This window comes from Levilactobacillus enshiensis (genome assembly GCF_007115095.1).
In the GTDB taxonomy this organism is placed as follows: domain Bacteria; phylum Bacillota; class Bacilli; order Lactobacillales; family Lactobacillaceae; genus Levilactobacillus; species Levilactobacillus enshiensis.
This window is the reverse complement of the sequence record NZ_SULH01000007.1, coordinates 154,053-172,763: the sequence shown is the minus strand read 5'-3', so window position 1 is coordinate 172,763 and position 18,711 is coordinate 154,053. Positions and strand designations below refer to the sequence as shown.

The following is an 18,711-nucleotide window of genomic DNA, read 5'->3' as shown; positions in this document are numbered from 1 at the left end:
CCTCAGGTGTGAATCTGGTTCTAGGCATAATAAAATCCCCTTAAGATTAATAGATGAATTATTGTTTTTCATCTGTCAACCTTAAGGGGACTATAGCACTGAAACAGCTGATTTTTGAGTTATGTCCCAGGTCTTTCTATTTGATATTGATTTTCTCTAGCTTTGCGAACAACTGGTCAACGTCTATTTTGCGCTGTGTGGCTCGTAGTTCAATGAGTGTGTGGTACTGTTGCACGTACTGCCAAAGACGGTCTGGCTCAGTCAGCAAGCGCAGTAAAATTTCCTGATCGAAGAACTGGAGACTACCATGGTTTTCAATTCCGGAGAGTTTCACGACGTCTAGTCCCAAGATAAGTGCAGCCTCATCCAGCGTCAGATCTAGATTCTGGCGGGCAACCGTAATTTCGGTGGCGGTCAGAAAATGGAATCTTTGCCGGTAAAGCGCATAGTGTTGCCTGATATTATAATCTGGATCATTAAGGGGCTCTAAATAGGCGTCTTCATCATGAATATTGCAGTTTTCCGGAACCCAGTAGCGATGAATCTCAGTCAAAGGGTCATTACCAATGAGGTGAGTTTCTTCGAGCTCTATAATGGTGAAAAAGCTATCTTTGCCCATCAGGTCAGGCGAATTGATACGGCCAATTTGTTTTATCATCAGTTGAACTCCTTTCAGTAATGTTTCCAAGTGACATTTAGTTTCTTTTCTCGGGGATGAAAGGACTCAATTTGAGTGAAATTAGAGCCAATGTCGAATTTAACGTACATGTCGATACCGTAAATGTATTCGATAAATTCATAAACAATAATGCCTTCAAGCCAACGATGGGCTGAAGGTCCACGGTAGGAATGACTGACAACTAATTGATCAATCGCGACCGCTAAGACTTGTTCAGTGCTTAAACGTTGTTGTTCTAAGTAACGGGTTGTTTTCTTGTGGAAGAACATTTTAAAACGGCCATGGTCGTAGTCATAAATAATCTTATTTATAACGAACTGAATATCGGATTCATCATTCACGAAGTTTACCTCAGGTCTAAAATTTAGGCGACAAGGTTAACTCCGTAAAATAGGATTGAATATTTTAATTAGTACCAATAAAATTCAGTTACACAGTATCCAGACCTTACCATGCGTAACTGTGGATAGCAATTGAAGCGCCCAACAAAAGCGGCTATCCCACAATTAGGATAGCCGCTTCATCATTTGCTTAATTTAGTTAAATACCCGAGCGATACCCGCAACGTCTGAGCGTTGACCGTTCTTGATCGGTTGAACCATGATCCGTGGTGGCCAGCTTTCGATGACTTTGTTGCCGCCGAGGTAAATGGCCACGTGCCAGATAACGTGCGTCCCTGGTTGGTAGTAAAAGACGAGGTCGCCCCGTTGACGGTTGCTGTAAGCCACGTGCTTGAACTTCTTACTTGCCCACAGGTTCCGTGAATTCCATTCGTTGCCAGGGTAGGCGTGGTGAATCGCGCTAATTGGCGCTGGGTTGATGCCACCGGCGTAGAGGGCTTGCATGACCAATCCGGAGCAGTCCGTACCGTAAATCGGCTTGGATGATGAGCCTACCAAATAAGGATTGCCCTTGTATTGGTAAGCCTGCTTGATCATCGCATTGATATGTTCGGTGCGGCCATTCCAAGCGTGCGCACCAAGGGGAGCGACGTAGGAGTCAATGCCGGTCCAACTTGATTTGGAGAAGCCGAGCTTGACCCACGTTTTTTCGTTAACGTTGCCCGTGACCTTGAGGTGATGCTTCTTCTGGAAATTCCGAACGGCATAGTAGGTGGCCTGGTTGTACTTGTTGTAACCATTGGCAGTGCCCAAACGCTTCATAATCTTCCACGTCTTGATGCCCTCGTAGTTGCGTTTAACCGTGTAGCCGACCTTACCGTAAGGCTTGATCTGCGTGTAATTGACCTGATAGTAGGCCTTAGGGTTTTGGTAACCAGCCGTTTTGGCGACAAATGCTTTGTTGGCGGTGACGTACTTGCCAGTATTGGTCTTTAAAACGGGTGCGTGACCCTTAACGGTAACGACCTTGGCAATCTTGGCGTAGTGCCCAGCCTTGACGGTCGTGGCCTTTTTAGTCTTAGCGGCGTCTTGGTAGTAGGCGACCGTTTTCTTAACGCGAATAATGCCAGGATTTGTCGTGTAATAGTTTCCAGCTGCCTGTGCAGGGGTGGCAATCTCGAGGCTCCCCAAGCCTAAGACCACTAGTAATCCCATTAACCATTGTTTTTTCAAAATAAGTCCTCCCTTTTAATAACTTAATGCCCGATAACCATCGTGACTGCGGTGGGTATTCAGACTGACCTGCGTCATGCTAGTCTTCTTCTTGGTCCACGGATCATTGTAGTAGACCCGCGTCCTGCTGTAGCCCGACATTGTAATGGCGTGATTGACAAAGCCATCAACGCCAGCCACCCAGATGACGACCGGGTGCCCCTGATTGATCTGCTTCTTGAGCGTGGCAAATGAGGCGCCCGTCATGTCCTTAGCCGTGCCCACGTGATTCCGCACGACGCCCAGTAGGCCCTTGGGATAGATCCACCAGCCCGATTCGGCGTAGGGACTTCCCACAAACCCTTTATTCGGATTGGAACTACGCGGCATTTCTTTGGCCAACGTCATTTTCGTCACGTTAGCACCCGCGTACTTCAACATCATCGCGGTCGCCGTAATCTCACAACCGGTCGGCAACTGTGGCCGCTGCGCAATTAGTGGTACATTCAAGTAGCGGTAGCTCTTCACCGTCCCGTTGTGGTGAATCCAGCCAGTTCGTGTATGGTTATATGTAAATTTGAGCCAAGTCCCATCCGCCATCTTTTGTTCACGGGTGACGTGGACCTTAAGATTGGCGTACTGGCGACCAGTGGCGATAGGAGTCATATTCTTCGCCGAAGACTTGGCACCACCGGTCTTGTAGACCTTGTAGTTGTGAGTTAGGTTCAGCCCAATCTTAGTGTAGTAGTTGACCTTTGTCGTGCGCAACACGGCCCGATAGTCAGGCGTTGCTGGCTTCGTTGAACTTTCACGACTGCGCTCACGGGTTGTACTTGCTGTTGCCGATGATGACGTGCTGGTCGCTGAGGCCGACGATACAGTTGTTTTAGCAGCCTGTGCGTTAAGCGCACCACCCCCCATTAGCCCCAAAATCAGGGCTAAACTGCCAATGAATCTTTTCATAAATAGTTGCCATCCTTCTCTAGCTCCGATTAAATATAAAGCTACTAATAATTTGATATTCAATTAATTATATCGCGCAACAGAATTCCCCGCAATGGGGAGGATAGCGTAAAAAACGACATCATTACCACGGTCAGGTCAAAGACTGATTCTGTGGTCATGATGTCGCTTTTTAGTTGAGTGGTATTGGCTTATTACAGGGACAAAAATAGGTGTTAACTTAGAGTTTCAGTTAAATCACTTCCGCGCCCAAGGCGTTCTTGAAGTGGCCCAACGCCCACGCATGGCCGGCCGGATCAAAGCTGGCGACGGCATTTTCATGGACAATGAGGTGGTAACCCAAGTTGTACGCGTCTACTGCGGTGTGGAGCACGCAAATGTCGGTGCAGACGCCGACTAAGTGGAGGGTGTCCACATGGCGTTCACGTAGTCGCAGGTCGAGGTCGGTGCCGGCAAACGAGCTGTAGCGAGTCTTGTCGAATTGCCAAACGTTACCATCGGCAGCGTGGTCATCGACCCAGGTCTTGACCGGCCCATAGAGTTCGCGACCCCAGCTCCCACGGACATTGTGGGGTGGAAACAGCTTACTTTCCGGGTGGTAGGGATCATTCGGTGTGTGGACGTCCGTTGGGAGTAAGACCCAGCCGCCCTTTCGGTGGATATCGGCCGCTAAACTAACGATGGTGGGGGCGAGAACTTGTCCCGGTTCACCACAGGTTAAGGCACCTTTGTCCGCAACAAAATCGTTCGTGTAATCAATAATCAGCAGTGCTTGGTTCGTTGCCATACGACGACCTCCTCAAGAGATTTTTTCCAGTATGCAGGGGTAGTAAATGAATGTCAATGGCCGTGGTGATAAGGGCTTTAATATTGGGTGACCGTTTATTAATAAGTAATCTCTGAATCCAGTTGTTGTCGCTTAGTGGCTTCTTTTCATGATTTATAAAGTTAGTGGCCAAATTAAGTTGACAGATAGGCTTTGACACGGTATATTATTGATGAATTGATATTATACGCCATATAGTATAGCGGGGAGGCAAGCAAAATGGCCATTCAGGTGCCAACGGAATTGTTGGACGGCAGTGTCTTGGGGCTACTCACCAAGGGCGACCATTACGGATACACGTTAACACAGGCAGTTCGGCAGGTGATTCCCATTTCAGAATCGACCCTCTACCCGGTGTTGCGGCGGCTAAAGAAAAATGGCTGGCTAGAAACTTACGATGAACCGTTTCAGGGCCGTAACCGGCGTTATTACCGGCTGACGGACAGTGGTCGTGAGCGGCTCGCGGAGATTCAAAACGAGTGGGCCGACTTTAATCAAGCAATTACCAAGTTATTGGGAGGAAACGTAGATGAATGATTACATTCAAGCCGTACAAAAGCTACTGGGGCAGCTGACAACGGCCGAACAACAAGACGTCATCGAATACTACCGTGAGTATTTGTTGGACGCTGGCATTGATACGTATGAACAGGCCGTCGACGAGTTGGGGACGCCACGGTCACTGGCAAGAAAAGTCTTAGCCGACTATTCGATTCGGTCGAGCAGTCAAGAGAGCCAATCCACCAAGTCACGGTCAGATATTCAGGCGACTAAGAATAATGTGAAGACAGTGTGGCTGATCATCTTGGCCTTACTGTCGACACCGGTGACGATTCCAATTCTAATCGTCATTGGCGCATTATTTATCGCGTTTGCGGCCGTTGTTTTTAGTCTGATTGTCGCGGCATTTGCCGTTTTCCTCAGCGTCATCGCTGTCGGGGCAGCTGGCGTTGTCGTGGGCATCGCTACCTTTTTCCAAGCACCCTGGACGGGAATCTTTTACTTGGGAATGGGCTTGGCAGCTTTGGGGGCCAGTTGGCTTTGCTGGCTAATCGTAAAATGGTTCGGGAGTAAGGTTATCTGGGCGTTGTCGTGGGCGGCAAAGAAAATTTACGACCGCTTTATTCCACGAAGTCGCGCAGAACGGGGGCGTAAACTATGAAACGGAGTACAAAACTTTCAATTATATTAGTCATCTTAGGGTTATTGTTAATGGGAATCGGGTGGTGGAACCATGGCAATAAAGATATCATGTGGTCCAATAACCCACGGGGATTTCGGGTGATTCGCAAGGCGCAACAAAGCTATCAGCCAGGCGCCTACCAACGGATCGTGGTTGACGCCAAAGCACCGGTCACCATTAAAGCGGGCGACAGTAATCGCGTGACCGTGAGTTATTTGGACAATATTCAGGGCCATCCGACGGCAAAGGTAGCCAAGGGAACCCTGACAATCAAGGGGCGGCAGACGACCACGCATTTGAGTGACATGGGTTTCTCTACTGGAGATGGTGCTGGTGAGACCAACGGGGGTGTTCTGGTGACGGTGCCTCGGGATAAGAAGCTCGCTGATGTTACCGTGAAAAAGGGGAGCCATGCGATTTCTTTGCGTGACCTGCGAGCCAAGAGCATGACGATTGCCGCTAGCAAGGACGTCAGCTTAATGGGTGTCCGCGTTGACAAACAGCTGGCGGTCGATTCGGGTAACGGTGATGTCTGGATGAGTGATATTCAGGCGCAACAACTCAGCATTGATGCTGAAAATGGGGATGTTGGGGTCAGCAACAGTCGCTTGGCCGCCGACAATAATCGACTGGTCGCGGAGAATGGGGACGTTCGTCTCTCGAAAACCAAGCTGGGTGGCGGTCGCGTCAGCTCAGAGAATGGTGATGTTCATTTACAGAATAATCGGTTGGTGAACACGTTGACCGCCTATACCGATGACGGGGATATTTCAGCACACATCGCGGCATCTGCCGGAGCAAAAGTGATCGGCAAGGACGCGGATATGGATGATATTCAAGTCTTAGGTAAGGCCCGTCACAGCGGGTATTGGTTACGTCGAACGGCCCAGGCACAGTATAAATTGACGACCGCCGATGGTGACATCACCGTCAGCACAGATTAGGTCATCTAAACGTGTGAAAGGGAGCTGTCCAGTGGGGCAACTCTTTTTTACTGGTTTCGGCGCCGAAACGTGGTAGAATGTAGGGACTGCTTAAAACCGGACTAAACATCAAATTTAACGAGATCAAGGAGATTTTATCGTGTCTGACTCATCTTACTGGCAAAATATTGCGGATCACGCGCGGGCCGAAAACCGGCCATTCTTTAGTTTGGCGCCCATGGAAGCTGTTACCAATGCTATCTTTCGGCGCGTTGTGGCCCGTGCTGCGGCGCCCGATGTCTTTTTCACCGAGTTCACGAACGCCATTAGTGTGACCCATCCGAAGGCGAAGTTCACTGTTCAGGGACGGCTCTACGTGGCACCTGAAGAGGCCCACATGCCAGTCGCCCAGCTTTGGGGCAATGATGGCGAGGCCTTCGCGCGGGCTGCGGTGGTCGTAAAGGACCTCGGCTACGAAGCCATCGACTTGAATATGGGGTGCCCGGATTCCACGGTGATCAAGAATCACGGTGGGAGTGACCTGATCCGTAACTTTGATAGCGCTGCTGAAGTCATTGCTGGCGCCAAGACAGCCGGCTTGCCAGTGAGCGTTAAGACGCGGCTGGGCTATAGTCGCCTGGACGAGTGGCGTGACTGGCTGACTTTCCTTTTCCAACAGGATATTCCGTTATTAACGATCCATTTACGGACCAAAAAGGAAATGAGCCGGGTTCCCGCCCACTTTGAATTGATCGACGACATCGTCAAACTGCGCGACGAAATCGCCCCCAACACCCTGTTACAGTTGAACGGCGACATCGAGAACTACCAGCAAGGTGTGCAGTTAGCTCAGGCGCATCCGGGTGTCGATGGCATTATGATTGGCCGCGGTATCTTCACCAGTCCCTTTGCCTTTGAAAAGGAACCCAAGGAACACGACATCAAGGAGCTGCTGGGGTTGTTGAACTACCAGCTCGACTTGTACGATGACTTCGAAAAGCGGTTCGACACATCGCGGTTCCCTTCATTAAAACGGTTCTTTAAAATCTACGTTCGCAATCAACGCAACGCCGCTAGTCTCCGCAACGCAATGATGGAGACCCACACAACGGATGAAGTCCGCAAGCTGTTGGCGGAATCCGAATTCACGGATTGAAAATAAAAATTCAGGTCTCATCTCAGTATGGGTAAGCAGTCGCGCCATTAAATTAGTCTAAATTGGGCGCACTCCGGCTGCCAGGGATTCCACCTGCTGTGGGGACGCTTCAGCCTGGAAGACCACCAGTCTTCTCGCTCGCTTTGAAGCCCCGAAAACCACGTGTCTCCAAAGTCGCCCGTGGTGTAAGCTGGCTGAAAATTCGTCGCCAGCTAACACCACTTTCACGGCCGGCTCCATCCCTGACCTCCTCCGGCGCTGATGGTGTTTTATCAAGACAATGGCTGTAGATCACAGCTACCTGGTATTTTTGAATTCCACTGATAACAACCGTTATGGTTATCCTCAGAGTGGTCTGAGAACACAATGTAAGCCGAGAGGACGGCAGATATGAGCTTAGGAGCGGCTCCAACTCATATCTGCCGTCCGGTAAGGCGAACAGACCACCAAGTTGCCTACTTTTAGGGTAACTGTTGGTGGTAGAACAGACATGAGCCGTACTTTGTAACTTTTAACCTTAGAAATTTTAACTAAAACGTGCTGACATGGCCTGATTTCTAGGCGGTGGCGGTGCGTTTTTTTGATTTAAGGGGGACACGTCACGATTTCAAATTGTGGGTGATGATAGTTACGGCGACTCAAGATAGCGGAGATGTTCATCCTTGTGCTTATCTGTGTATTGTCAAATCAATCTGAATTGACCACCTCCTACGTAGCCGTGAGTGAGCCAAATTTGAACCCAGCCGTGGGATTTTTCAAGTGGTCTGCTTGAAAAATGGCGTCTTTGAGCCAGTGGCTTTCTGGCTCAAAGCGAGGTCAAAGACCGTTCCTCAGGCTTTGGCCGTCCTCCCCACCGCGTTCCGGTTCAAATTTGGCGAACGGTAAGGCGGCAGTTTAATGGCAACTGCTGATTATTAAGACTTCAATGAGCAAATCCGCGCGGCCCCCCTCCGGAAAGTGGTATCTTAGAGGGAACAGGAAGGGTGGGAACGTCATGGGGCAAGTGACGCTAACAGAAAAAATTGAAGGAAATGTCGCCCGGTCAGTCAATCCGCAGGGACTGCAGCGAATGTTGCAGTCCCAAATTGAGACGGTGCGAGCGAAGGGGCAGTATACCGGTGCCAAGCGAGCGTTGATTCTGGGTGGCTCGGCCAGTTATGGCCTGGCCAGTCGAGTCACAGCCGCCTTTGGTCAGGGCGCTGCGACCGTTTCCGTGGGCTACGCGCGGCCACCTCAGGATGATTTTCTGGGGGCCGCTGGCTGGTGGAACCAGGTTTTCTTCAAACAGGCTGCCGAAGCCGCTGGGCTGGTTGCCAAGAATTTTAATGCCAATGCGTTTTTGCCCGCCACGAAGCGTGACGTGATCCACTATCTACAGACCGAATTAGACGGGCCAATCGACCTGTTGGTGTATTCAATCGCGGCGCCGAAACGGGTGAATCCATTTGACCCGGATGAAGTCTGGCGCTCCGTCATCAAGCCTATTGGTCAGACGGTCACCGACTTTACGGTGGACTTGCAACGTAATCAATTGCTCGCCACGACCATCGAACCGGCCACGCCGAGCGAAATTGCGGCGACCGAGCACGTCATGGGTGGCGAGGACTGGGAACTGTGGGTGCAGTCGCTTCAGGCCGCTGGCGTGTTAGCGCCGACCTGTAAAACGATTCTCTTTTCCTATGAAGGACCCGCAGCCACAGCGCCAATTTATCACGATGGGACCTTGGGCCGGGCGAAACGCGCGGCGGAGGCCAGTGCCCGTCAGCTACAGAAGCAATTGTTGCCCAGTGGCGGTGAGGCTTTGATCAGCGTCAATCGGTCCGTGACGACCAAGGCGTCCGTGGTCATTCCGGGATTTTCCCGATACTGTACGGCACTGTATCAGATCGAGCAGGCGCTGGGAACTCATGAACGGCCCATCGACCAACAGGATCGGTTATTCCGCGACATGGTCTATGGCAGTCGCCGTGAGGTTGATACGCTGGGACGATTACGACCGGATGCGCTGGAATTGTCGCCAGCCGTCCAGGAGAAAGTCGCCACGTTATTGCCACAGATTACGCCGGTTAACTTCACGGCTGAGCTGCCCGGATATCAGCAATTTCGTCGTGAATTCCGGCAGTTGAGTGGTTTTGCCGTTCCTGGTGTGACGAACGAATTTGACGAAAAAAAGTTTGCTGATTTGGCATTCTAACGGGATTCCAGTGAGTCGTACAATGGCATCGTTTACACCCACCACGATTTTTCACAAGGTCGAAAATATTTGATAGGAATTGCTAGGGGATTTTGCTAAAGTAGTCTATAATACTTAACAGTTTATTATTGGCCGGTACCGCCAATGTGTGCCGGCTATTTTGTATCGAGGAGAAATTTAACTTATGATCTCATCAATCCAAATTATTTATGCCAGTCATACTGGGCGTAATCAAGCCATTGCTGGCCACTTACAGGCCCAATTGGCATCGCGCGCACAGACGGTCATTACGGAGATCTCACAGGCGGATGCCTTTGATCTGCCGAATGCCGATGCCGTGATTGTGGCCTGTTACACCTATCATGACGGGGAGTTGCCCGACGAAGCGCAGGATTTCTTTGCCGACCTGAAGGACGTTGACCTGAAGCGGACCAAGTTTGCGGTTTTGGGGTCCAGCTCCAAACAACACCGCCATTTTGGCCGCGCTGTCGATTATTTGACCATGCAGTTAAATTCCAGTAACGGTGAACAGGTCGCCGATTCGGTCAAGATTGACCAGGATCCGGACGATGACGATTACCAACGCATCGACCAATTGGCGCAACGGGTATTAAAAAGTTTCGGAATTTAATAATGAGGTGACAACATGTATTTACGGAAAGCAAAAATTGAAGAATTAGACTTAGTTTGTGACATTATCGAAGATGGCAAGCAGCAACTCGCTGATGCCGGAATCGATCAATGGCAAAATGAATACCCCAACCGCAACGTCATCAAGGGTGACATTGAAGACGGACGGGCAGTCATTTATAACAGTGATGACCACGAAACATTAGGTGTGGCCGCTATCATTGAATCACCAGACCACGCCTACGACACCATGGACGGCGAGTGGCTCTCGACCAGTGACAAATACGTCACGGTTCACCGGGTCGCTATTTTCTCTCATCATCAGGGGAAAGGTTACGCGTCACAACTGTTCCGTGACCTGTTCGATTACATCGCGGCCAACCATCCCGAAGCCGATAGCATTCGCATCGACACCCATCGGGACAATAAGAAGATGCAGCATCTGATTGAGAAATTTGGTTTCCAAAAGGTCGGCGATTTAGTCGGTGTTTATCATCCAGCCGATGTTTGCTTTGTATACGAAAAACTAGTTTAAAAAAGTTGACTAATGACCGTTGCCGGCATAGCGCTGGTAGCGGCCTTTTTAGGCCGGCGGTCAGTTTGAATAAAGTAAGAAATTGCTGCATAATTAAAAGCAAAATGGCCATGGTGTGGGGCTGACTAGTCGGTCCCCGTCTTTTGGGCGATGCCCGTTAGTATTGGCTATTTGGCAATTAGTTAAGTTACACAATTAGTGATGACTGGTGGTAACGTAAAAAAAGATTGCGTTCCGGCTGAGAACCAGATAAACTGGTTCTCATAAAGTTTTAATTTATGGGCTGGATGGTTTAGACCAATTCGTATTTGCTAGTCACGTTTCAAAAATATATTCAATAGAATAGAAAGAAGGAATTAGATTGCAAAGAAAACTAAGCGCTCGCCAAATGCAAATGATTGCGTTAGGCGGAACAATCGGCGTTGGATTATTTATGGGGTCTGGTTCCACAATCAAGTGGACGGGACCTTCCGTCCTTATCGCGTACATCATTTCTGGAATTTTCCTCTACTTAATTATGCGGGCCCTCGGAGAGATGCTTTACGTGCATCCCACGACCGGGTCGTTTGCAACCTTTGCTTCCGAATACATGCATCCCGTTTTTGGCTACTTGACGGCTTGGAGTAATATCTTCCAGTTCATCGTGGTCGGGATGAGTGAAATGATTGCGCTGGGCGGTTACTTTCGCTTCTGGTGGCCTGATCTGCCGGACTGGATCCCGGGGTTAGTTGCCATCACCTTCCTGTGTGTGGCCAATCTGATCTCGGTGAAGATGTTCGGGGAACTCGAATTCTGGTTTGCCCTGATCAAAGTGGTCACGATTATTCTGATGATCATTGCGGGGCTAGGCGTAATTCTCTTCGGGTTTGGGAACCACGGCAATGCGGTCGGGATCAGTAATCTCTGGACGCACGGCGGTTTCTTCACCGGGGGAGCCAAAGGGTTTATCTACGCGCTGGCCATCGTGCTCGCGTCATATCAGGGAATTGAGTTGATCGGGGTCACGGCTGGTGAAGCCGAAAACCCACAACACACCCTGGTGACGGCGATTCGTTCGACTGTGGCCCGTATCCTGATCTTCTACGTTGGGGCCATCTTCGTCATCGTGTCCATCTATCCGTGGAACCAACTCAACCAGATCGGCTCACCGTTCGTTCAGACATTTGCTAAGATTGGGATTACCGCCGCAGCGTCCATCATTAACTTCGTGGTGATCACGGCCGCCTTATCCGGATCGAACTCCGGCATCTACAGTGCCAGCCGGATGGCCTACACATTGGCTGAAAAGAGTCAGTTACCGAAAAAGGTGACGTTACTGAACCGCCACGGGGTGCCATTCTACTCGGTCATTGCGATTTCCATCGGGATTGGGATTGGGGTCGTCTTGAACGTGGTCTTGCCCATGTTCTTCAAGGATGCCAGTCAGATCTTCGTGATGGTGTACAGTTCCAGTGTGCTTCCCGGCATGGTGCCATGGTTTGTGATTCTAATCAGTGAAATTGAGTTCCGTAAGCAGAATCCCCAACACATGGCGAACCACCCCTTCAAGATGCCATTCGCACCATGGTCCAATTACGTGACGTTAGTCTTCCTATTGATCACGCTAGTCTTCATGTTCTTGAACCCGGAAACTCGGATTTCTATCTTAGTCGGCGTTGTCTTCCTGGCGATCATGACCTTGATTTACTTTAGAAAATACCACGCGCGTGAAATGGCGGATAAGTAAGATACACCGGTATCGACGCGGGGGTGCACAGTAGCTTAAACGCGACAACTTTACCAACAAATACAGGGTCGGGACATTGGTCTCGATCTTTTTTTGTCGCCTGAATCACAGATGAAGCCAAATTTTACCCGGTCATTTTGACCACTTGGCCGGCAGAGTGGACCACTTATCCCAATCAGCAAGACGTCTGCCACACGATGGGGTATTCTGCTGGCATAGGAGATGAGGCAGATGCTATTAGAAACGCAACACCTAACCAAGACGTTTGGGGACCATGTCGCGGTCAATGACGTGAATTTACAGATCGAGAAGGGCAGCTTTACGGCGTTACTAGGACCCAATGGGGCTGGCAAATCGACGACCATGAACATGTTGATTGGGTTGAGTCGGCCGACTGCCGGACGGATCATTTACGATCAGCAACCCAAGTTGGGCGTGGTCTTTCAGGGAAGCGTCTTGGATAACATGCTCACAGTACGGGAGAACTTACAGATTCGAGCGGACCAGTATCGACACGTCCCGGCTGACCGAGTTGCCGTGTTGCGTGAGCAATTGGGCCTGACCTCGTTCATGAAGCAGCGTTACGGTACCTTGTCTGGTGGTCAAAAACGGCGGGTCGACATTGCCCGGGCACTGCTCAACGAACCGGACATTCTCTTCTTGGACGAACCGACCACGGGACTGGATATTCAAACGCGGCTGGCTATTTGGACACTGATTCAACGGCTACAGCGCGAGCATGGGTTGACGGTTATTTTAACCACACATTATTTAGATGAGGCGGATTCTGCGGATAACGTCATCGTGATTGATCATGGACGGGTATTGGCCCGTGGCACAGCGACCGAGATCAAGGATCGCTACGCAGCCGATCTGTTGACGCTGACCTCACCGGATGTACCACAACTCGCAGCCCACGTGGCCAGGGAACCGCTGCGGGTGACGGACCAACAGATTGCCTTTAGTCTACCGACGATGCAGGACGCACTCGATATTTTGACGACGAATCGCGCGTTGATCAGCAACTTTGAATTTCGACCGGGAACCATGGACGATGCCTTCTTGGCGTTGACGGGAAAGGGGATGCGTTAACATGTTAGCGATGATTAAACGCAATTTGCTCTTATACTTTCGCGACCGCAGTGGGGTCTTCTTCTCACTCTTAGGGGCACTGATCTCATTCGTTCTCTACCTGGTCTTTCTGAAGAAAAACATGCTGGCGAGTTGGCATCAGCTGCCCAACGCGAAGCTTCTACTCGACACCTGGCTGATTGCCGGAACGTTAGCCATCACGGGAATCACCACGACACTCACCAATCTGGCTCTGCTGGTGACGGATAAAGAACAGCACATTGCCGCTGATCTGGAGCTGACCGATGCCGGGCCGCTGCGCCTATTTGCGAGTTATCTCTGCAGTGCCGCATTCATTGGCATGCTGATGCAGGTCGCCATGTTTGCCATCATGTGGGGCGGCTTCTACGTGACGGACGGGCTGACCTTTTCGGCATCGACCTTACTAAACGTGTTTGTGCTGATGGGAACGAGTTCGTTACTGGCAACGGCGGTCAATGCGGCCATCATTCGTGGGATTCATTCGGTGGATAGCCTCGACAAACTGGGCACCATCGTGGGTACCGCAGCGGGCTTCTTGGTTGGCACCTACATTCCCATTGGGATGCTCCCAACGTTCGCCCAGAACTTGGTCAAATTTATTCCCGGAAGTTACGTGGCGGCCCTCTACCGGCAGTTCTTAATGGCTGATAAATTGAACCCAGTTTTTGCTGGTCACGTGGCCGCTAGAGATCAGTTTGAGCGATTGATGGGGGTGCGGTTAAATTGGTCAACCTTATTGACCCAACAGGAAACTTACCACATAATGGGGTTAATCTTTATCGGTGCGGTGGCGCTAGCGTTTGGGACGGAGTGGTTCCAAGTTTGGCGGCGGCACCGGCGGGTAGTTCATGAACGGTAAGTGAAAATGGGGGGATTGGGGTGCGCCATAAATTTGAGCAGAACGCAGAGATCGACGCTGATGATCCGCTAGTGGTCGTTCAGGCGGCAGAAAATAGTGCCACGGTAGCAGCGATTTTGGCCTACTTGGATAAGTATCAAGCGCCACATACCGGCATTATTCCAGTGAAAACGCCGGATCGGTTGGTGATGGTCAAGACGGCGGCAATTATTCTGGCCGACGTCCAGCACGAGACGCTGTTGTTGTACACGACAACGGAAACGGTGACGACCCATGAAACGTTGCGGCATTTGCTACAACGTTTGGGGGATGACAACTTCGTCCAAGTCTCTAAGCACGGGGCACTGAACCTTGACCACCTCCAGTCGTTGGAAGATAGTTTCTCGGGGAACATGACCGCCATTTTAACAAATAAGGTTAAAACGGCAGTGAGTCGTAAGTATGTCAAGGCGTTAATGACACAATTGGGGTTATAGGAGGAACGGACGATGAATAAGGTTATTCTGTATGGCATGCGTGGCATGGGCTACGGTGCTGTGGCCTATCTCTTAATGATTGCGACGCGGCTGGTTCCGGCAAATGTTTCGCCCAAGGCGGCCAGCAGCGTGCTCCTCATGAGCGCTGCTGTCGGCATTCTCAGTATTATTCTCGATGAGGATTATGAACGATTAGCGCGGCCACTGGTGTTTGGCATCCAGTTAGTGGGAACAGCAATTCTCATGATGGCGCTGATGGCGTATAATGGATGGACGATCGACCTCATCTTCTGGGGCGAATTTGTTTTGGTCTATGTGGTCGTGTGGCTCGCCGTCGCCTTTGACCAGCATTTACGGGTGACAAAGATCAATCAAGCTTTGAAGAAACGAAATAAAGGGAAATCTTAATCGGTGTTGTGGGTGGTTTAACTGAGTAGCTAACGGTGCTTGTAAGTTATGCTTATTCTGGTGTGTAGTGGGCGCACTCCGGCTGCCAGGGATTCCACCTGCTGTGGGGACGCTTCAGACTGGAAGAATACCAGTCTTCTCGCTCGCTTTGAAGCCACGAAGACCGCGTGTCTCCAAAGGCGCCCGTGAAGTAAGCTGGCTGAGAAACACCAGCTAACTTCACCTTCACAGCCGGGGCCATCCCTGGCCTCCTCCGGCGCTGATTGTGGTTTATCACGATAATAGCTATAGGGCCGTGATTATCTAACATTTTTGTGTCCACCTGATAACGATGCTTATAGTTAAGCTCAGTGTTGCCTAAGAATACCGTGTAAGCCGACCCAACCACTATGTTATCTAGTTGGGGATTCAATGTAACAGCAGTCCTAATTGACAATCACTTAAGTAGCCGTGAGTGAGCCAAATTTGGACCCAGCCGTGGGATTTTTCAAGTGCTCTGCTTGAAAAATGGCGTCTTTGAGACGTGGTTTTTCGGCTCAAAGCGAGGTCAAAGACCGCTCCTCAGGCTTTGGCCGTCCTCCCCACCGCGTTCCGGTCCAAGTTTGGCGAACGGTAAGGCGGCAGCTACCTGTAGCTACCTGTAATTGTAGGTATGACAGCTTTTCAAATGTAAATCAATCTAGAAATGGAGGACGAAGGCATGAGTCGTCCAGGAAATTATGGCAAATCAAGTCGCTTGAAGCAGTTGCGACAGCTCAAACGACGTAAACAGCAACAGAACAGCCGCACCATCGACTGGAACCAAGTCGAGGACTTTTTACTCGGTCGTTACCATTTGGTTCAGGGTAGCAAGCTGCCACCGCTGGTCGATGCCACGGTGCAACGTTACTTCAGCGAGTGGCTACAGACGGCACTGGCGCAAGGCGAACAACAGGTGCAGTGGGACATCGCCGCCATCACGGCAACGACCCTCAAACGTATCGGTAATCAGGTCCCCTGGCAATTTTATGGTCTGCTGCTGGGTCAGATTATGAATTGGCAACGGTTATTATTGCGTGAAGGTCCGGTCGTCCCATTATCGGTTCCCCGTCAAATCGTGAAGTCCCTGACACCAACGGCTTATGCGGGGTTAGTTGCCGATCAACTGGCCGTCAATTTACTAACGACCATGGCGACACCCATCACGCCCACACAGCGTGAACAGTTGACCGCCAGCTTCTTTGTGGGGGGACAGGTGCAGTGGTCGGCAGTTGGTTCGTTGTTTTCACCGCTTGGTTTTAAGATTTCAATAAGCGCGGATGACGCGACACATCAATGGTTAAATGAGTTGCTGGCCTTAAAGGTGGAGGACTTTCACCACTAAAGGTCTAGGTACGAAAGACTGGCGAAAAGCTGGTCTTTTTTATTTATAGCGGTTATCATCTTTATTGAATCAAGCGTATGGACACTGAAAGGTTAATTCGGTCAGATAGTCGGCGAACAACGTGGCCGGCACGGAATAATTTAGGGCGTCAGTTAGCGGGGGGCTTAGCCATTACCAAAGCGCCTCGTTTACTCTAATACTGGTAATCACGATATTAGTATGAAGGAGTGAGTAAAAATGACTCGTAAATTGAAGGTTTCACTGTTCAGTAGCCTGGCGGTTTTGAGTTTAGGCGCTGGCTTGTTAGCTGCCGCACCAGTTTCCGCGGCAACCACTGATACGAGTAGTAGTTCATCGACAGCGACCACGACAAGTATCAGCAGTTCGACGAGTAGCAGTTCGGCCGTAACGACGCAAAGTACCACGACGTCAGCCGAATTCGACACGAGTCCTAACGCCACGATTTCTCTGGATACGGCGCCAAACATCAGTTTTGGCAAGAATGTCACTCCTAACGGCAAGACCAACGGCAGTTTCTACGCCGTCTCGGCCGATAATCCGGTTGAAGTTTCTAACCCTGGCTTAGGCAGTGGTTGGAACGTTCAGTTAAAGAACACGCCATTTACGGATGCAGCGGGTGACACGCTGAGTGGGGCACAATTGACCCTGGGGACACCAGAAGTCGCTGCGGCCAACACGGGCAACCCATCGGCAGCACCAGTGGCGACCAGCACACCTTTAAATGGGAGCGGGACGTCGCAAATCGTCTTGGCGGCACCAGCTAGAGGTGGCTTGGGAATTTGGGACTCCGAGTATGGGTTAGCCAAAATCAACTTAACGGTTCCTGCTGGGCAAGTCAGTGGTATCTACAGTTCAACGTTAACATGGCAGTTGAGCGACACGCCACAGTAAGTTTTGAGAGTTGTGCTGATGCTGAAAAGTGGGTCCAAGCGACGGCTAGCTGGTAACGCGACTAGGCCGTCATCAAGCAAGCAGCGCAGGTTGTTTTGACGGTGTCATGTCCGTGGCACCGATTTTTCTGGCGGTTGATGGGGGATGACAACGATGAAACGAGGATGGCAACTTTTACTCGCGTTGAGTCTAGCCTTAGTCGGATTGATCTGGCAAATGCCAACGGCCTTAGCGGATAGCGTGGGGTACACGGTGAGAGCCGAGCTCCCAAGCAACCAGGATGACAAGCAGGTGAATTATTTTGCTTTGCGCGTCAAACCTGGACAAACGCAGCAGTTGGCAATTGTCATCAACAATACGAGCAATCGGCAACAGAAGTATGTGGTTAGCGTCAATCAGGCTGTGACGAACGATAATGGCGTGATTGATTACAGTCAGGTCAAGCCTCAGTTGGACCCTTCGTTAAAAGTGGGCATGCGAGACATCTTCACTAAGGGGTCTGATCAAAAGGTGACGGTGGCGGCTAATGCCCAGAAAAAGGTGACGTTTACCTACACCATGCCTGCCAAACGGCTACCGGGAATTATGTTAGGCGGGGTGTACGTCGAGCAGGTGCCAACCGCAACGAAACACACAGCGGCGAAGATCATGATTCAAAATGCGTTCGCCTACGCCATTGGCCTACGACTCCGCGAGAGCACACAGACGGTCTTACCCGACATGCAGCTTCACGAGATCAAGGTCACGCAGATCAACCGGCGAAATTACGTCACGGCTAATCTGCAAAACCCGCAGCCTGGCATTATGCAAAAACTCACGGTCAACGCCCGGGTGACCAAGTTCGATTCGACCAAAGTTCTCATTCGGCAGCAACAAAGTGGGATGGGAATGGCGCCGAATAGTAACTTTAACTTTGGGATTCCGTGGGGCAACCAGAACCTTCCCGCCGGCCAATACACGCTCTATCTAACGGCTAAGGCGGGTTCACAGACCTGGCAGTTTACCCGTAACTTCACGATTGCAGACCAGACGGTTAAGCGATTGAACAAGACGGTCTTGGCGCCAGCTAAACGGCCGAACTACTGGCTGTACGCAGCGTTAGGCCTCCTGATTGTCATGCTACTGACCATCATTGGTTACCTGCTGTACCGCAACCGTCACCGCGATGATGAGGACACTGACGGCGAGTAGGTTCATCTATGGGGGGCGGCG

The 18,711-nt window shown here is 50.6% G+C and carries 21 protein-coding genes; 15 read left to right on the top strand and 6 right to left on the bottom strand.

The annotated features are described in order from the left end of the window. Positions 1-136: 136 nt before the first annotated feature. From FAY32_RS09005 to FAY32_RS08985, 5 genes are all read right to left on the bottom strand, one after another. Positions 137-658 (bottom strand): hypothetical protein, encoded by a 522-nt coding sequence (locus FAY32_RS09005; RefSeq protein WP_143463099.1) that lies wholly within the window; start codon positions 656-658, stop codon positions 137-139. A gap of 14 nt (positions 659-672) precedes the next feature. Next, on the bottom strand, positions 673-1,020 hold the full coding sequence (locus tag FAY32_RS09000; protein WP_143463098.1) for a hypothetical protein: 348 nt from the start codon (positions 1,018-1,020) through the stop codon (positions 673-675). A 195-nt stretch (positions 1,021-1,215) separates the two neighbouring features. Then, positions 1,216-2,235 carry a DUF5776 domain-containing protein gene (locus tag FAY32_RS08995; RefSeq protein WP_404820133.1) on the bottom strand — a complete coding sequence of 340 codons (1,020 nt, stop codon included), beginning with the start codon at positions 2,233-2,235 and terminating at the stop codon, positions 1,216-1,218. Positions 2,236-2,268: 33 nt separating this feature from the next. After that, positions 2,269-3,195, bottom strand: coding sequence for a C39 family peptidase (locus FAY32_RS08990; protein ID WP_143463096.1), 927 nt, complete (start codon positions 3,193-3,195; stop codon positions 2,269-2,271). 232 nt (positions 3,196-3,427) lie between these two features. Beyond that, the gene (locus FAY32_RS08985; RefSeq protein ID WP_143463095.1) at positions 3,428-3,982 is read right to left on the bottom strand and encodes a cysteine hydrolase family protein; all 555 of its coding nucleotides are present in this window, start codon (positions 3,980-3,982) and stop codon (positions 3,428-3,430) included. A gap of 258 nt (positions 3,983-4,240) precedes the next feature. Here FAY32_RS08985 and FAY32_RS08980 point away from each other — a divergent pair, with 258 nt between their 5' ends. The 12 genes from FAY32_RS08980 (at position 4,241) to FAY32_RS08925 (ending at position 15,224) form a co-directional block, all read left to right on the top strand. After that, positions 4,241-4,558, top strand: coding sequence for a PadR family transcriptional regulator (locus tag FAY32_RS08980; RefSeq protein WP_143463094.1), 318 nt, complete (start codon positions 4,241-4,243; stop codon positions 4,556-4,558). Continuing rightward, positions 4,551-5,183 (top strand): DUF1700 domain-containing protein, encoded by a 633-nt coding sequence (locus FAY32_RS08975; protein ID WP_143463093.1) that lies wholly within the window; start codon positions 4,551-4,553, stop codon positions 5,181-5,183. Before FAY32_RS08980 ends, FAY32_RS08975 begins: the two co-directional genes overlap by 8 nt. Further along, on the top strand, positions 5,180-6,148 hold the full coding sequence (locus tag FAY32_RS08970) for a DUF4097 family beta strand repeat-containing protein (protein WP_143463092.1): 969 nt from the start codon (positions 5,180-5,182) through the stop codon (positions 6,146-6,148). The genes FAY32_RS08975 and FAY32_RS08970 overlap by 4 nt, the downstream gene beginning before the upstream one ends. A 139-nt stretch (positions 6,149-6,287) precedes the next feature. Beyond that, positions 6,288-7,283, top strand: coding sequence for a tRNA dihydrouridine synthase (locus FAY32_RS08965; RefSeq protein WP_143463091.1), 996 nt, complete (start codon positions 6,288-6,290; stop codon positions 7,281-7,283). Positions 7,284-8,277: 994 nt separating this feature from the next. Next, positions 8,278-9,477 carry a trans-2-enoyl-CoA reductase family protein gene (locus FAY32_RS08960; RefSeq protein WP_191988170.1) on the top strand — a complete coding sequence of 400 codons (1,200 nt, stop codon included), beginning with the start codon at positions 8,278-8,280 and terminating at the stop codon, positions 9,475-9,477. A 184-nt stretch (positions 9,478-9,661) separates the two neighbouring features. After that, complete coding sequence (locus tag FAY32_RS08955) at positions 9,662-10,108, top strand: flavodoxin domain-containing protein (protein ID WP_143463089.1); 447 nt, start codon at positions 9,662-9,664, stop codon at positions 10,106-10,108. Positions 10,109-10,123: 15 nt separating this feature from the next. After that, positions 10,124-10,642, top strand: coding sequence for a GNAT family N-acetyltransferase (locus tag FAY32_RS08950; RefSeq protein ID WP_143463088.1), 519 nt, complete (start codon positions 10,124-10,126; stop codon positions 10,640-10,642). Between the two features lie 361 nt (positions 10,643-11,003). Then, positions 11,004-12,368, top strand: a complete 1,365-nt coding sequence (locus FAY32_RS08945; protein ID WP_143463087.1) for an amino acid permease — start codon at positions 11,004-11,006, stop codon at positions 12,366-12,368. Between the two features lie 231 nt (positions 12,369-12,599). Then, positions 12,600-13,460 (top strand): ABC transporter ATP-binding protein, encoded by an 861-nt coding sequence (locus FAY32_RS08940; protein ID WP_143463086.1) that lies wholly within the window; start codon positions 12,600-12,602, stop codon positions 13,458-13,460. A 1-nt stretch (position 13,461) separates the two neighbouring features. Then, a complete protein-coding gene (locus tag FAY32_RS08935; RefSeq protein WP_143463085.1) occupies positions 13,462-14,340 on the top strand; it encodes an ABC transporter permease in 879 nt (292 codons plus the stop codon). Positions 14,341-14,360: 20 nt separating this feature from the next. Next, entirely contained in the window at positions 14,361-14,816 is a 456-nt protein-coding gene (locus tag FAY32_RS08930) for a LytTR family DNA-binding domain-containing protein (RefSeq protein WP_143463084.1), read from the top strand. 12 nt (positions 14,817-14,828) lie between these two features. Beyond that, entirely contained in the window at positions 14,829-15,224 is a 396-nt protein-coding gene (locus FAY32_RS08925; RefSeq protein WP_143463083.1) for a DUF3021 domain-containing protein, read from the top strand. 52 nt (positions 15,225-15,276) lie between these two features. Here FAY32_RS08925 and FAY32_RS08920 read toward each other — a convergent pair whose 3' ends face one another. Then, positions 15,277-15,465 carry a hypothetical protein gene (locus tag FAY32_RS08920; RefSeq protein WP_143463082.1) on the bottom strand — a complete coding sequence of 63 codons (189 nt, stop codon included), beginning with the start codon at positions 15,463-15,465 and terminating at the stop codon, positions 15,277-15,279. A gap of 459 nt (positions 15,466-15,924) precedes the next feature. Between FAY32_RS08920 and FAY32_RS08915 the strand changes: the two genes are divergently transcribed. From FAY32_RS08915 to FAY32_RS08905, 3 genes are all read left to right on the top strand, one after another. Next, positions 15,925-16,587, top strand: coding sequence for a hypothetical protein (locus FAY32_RS08915; protein WP_143463081.1), 663 nt, complete (start codon positions 15,925-15,927; stop codon positions 16,585-16,587). Between the two features lie 237 nt (positions 16,588-16,824). After that, the gene (locus FAY32_RS08910; RefSeq protein ID WP_143463080.1) at positions 16,825-17,499 is read left to right on the top strand and encodes a WxL domain-containing protein; all 675 of its coding nucleotides are present in this window, start codon (positions 16,825-16,827) and stop codon (positions 17,497-17,499) included. A gap of 153 nt (positions 17,500-17,652) precedes the next feature. Continuing rightward, positions 17,653-18,690 (top strand): DUF916 and DUF3324 domain-containing protein, encoded by a 1,038-nt coding sequence (locus FAY32_RS08905; RefSeq protein ID WP_225428321.1) that lies wholly within the window; start codon positions 17,653-17,655, stop codon positions 18,688-18,690. Positions 18,691-18,711 lie beyond the last annotated feature (21 nt).

Coding starts and splice junctions, on each gene's coding strand:
- FAY32_RS09005 (WP_143463099.1), bottom strand. CDS start 658: ATGATAAAACAAATTGGCCGTATCAATTCGCCTGACCTGATGGGCAAA.
- FAY32_RS08995 (WP_404820133.1), bottom strand. CDS start 2,235: ATGGGATTACTAGTGGTCTTAGGCTTGGGGAGCCTCGAGATTGCCACC.
- FAY32_RS08990 (WP_143463096.1), bottom strand. CDS start 3,195: ATGAAAAGATTCATTGGCAGTTTAGCCCTGATTTTGGGGCTAATGGGG.
- FAY32_RS08985 (WP_143463095.1), bottom strand. CDS start 3,982: ATGGCAACGAACCAAGCACTGCTGATTATTGATTACACGAACGATTTT.
- FAY32_RS08980 (WP_143463094.1), top strand. CDS start 4,241: ATGGCCATTCAGGTGCCAACGGAATTGTTGGACGGCAGTGTCTTGGGG.
- FAY32_RS08975 (WP_143463093.1), top strand. CDS start 4,551: ATGAATGATTACATTCAAGCCGTACAAAAGCTACTGGGGCAGCTGACA.
- FAY32_RS08970 (WP_143463092.1), top strand. CDS start 5,180: ATGAAACGGAGTACAAAACTTTCAATTATATTAGTCATCTTAGGGTTA.
- FAY32_RS08960 (WP_191988170.1), top strand. CDS start 8,278: ATGGGGCAAGTGACGCTAACAGAAAAAATTGAAGGAAATGTCGCCCGG.
- FAY32_RS08955 (WP_143463089.1), top strand. CDS start 9,662: ATGATCTCATCAATCCAAATTATTTATGCCAGTCATACTGGGCGTAAT.
- FAY32_RS08950 (WP_143463088.1), top strand. CDS start 10,124: ATGTATTTACGGAAAGCAAAAATTGAAGAATTAGACTTAGTTTGTGAC.
- FAY32_RS08940 (WP_143463086.1), top strand. CDS start 12,600: ATGCTATTAGAAACGCAACACCTAACCAAGACGTTTGGGGACCATGTC.
- FAY32_RS08935 (WP_143463085.1), top strand. CDS start 13,462: ATGTTAGCGATGATTAAACGCAATTTGCTCTTATACTTTCGCGACCGC.
- FAY32_RS08925 (WP_143463083.1), top strand. CDS start 14,829: ATGAATAAGGTTATTCTGTATGGCATGCGTGGCATGGGCTACGGTGCT.
- FAY32_RS08920 (WP_143463082.1), bottom strand. CDS start 15,465: ATGGCCCCGGCTGTGAAGGTGAAGTTAGCTGGTGTTTCTCAGCCAGCT.
- FAY32_RS08915 (WP_143463081.1), top strand. CDS start 15,925: ATGAGTCGTCCAGGAAATTATGGCAAATCAAGTCGCTTGAAGCAGTTG.
- FAY32_RS08910 (WP_143463080.1), top strand. CDS start 16,825: ATGACTCGTAAATTGAAGGTTTCACTGTTCAGTAGCCTGGCGGTTTTG.
- FAY32_RS08905 (WP_225428321.1), top strand. CDS start 17,653: ATGAAACGAGGATGGCAACTTTTACTCGCGTTGAGTCTAGCCTTAGTC.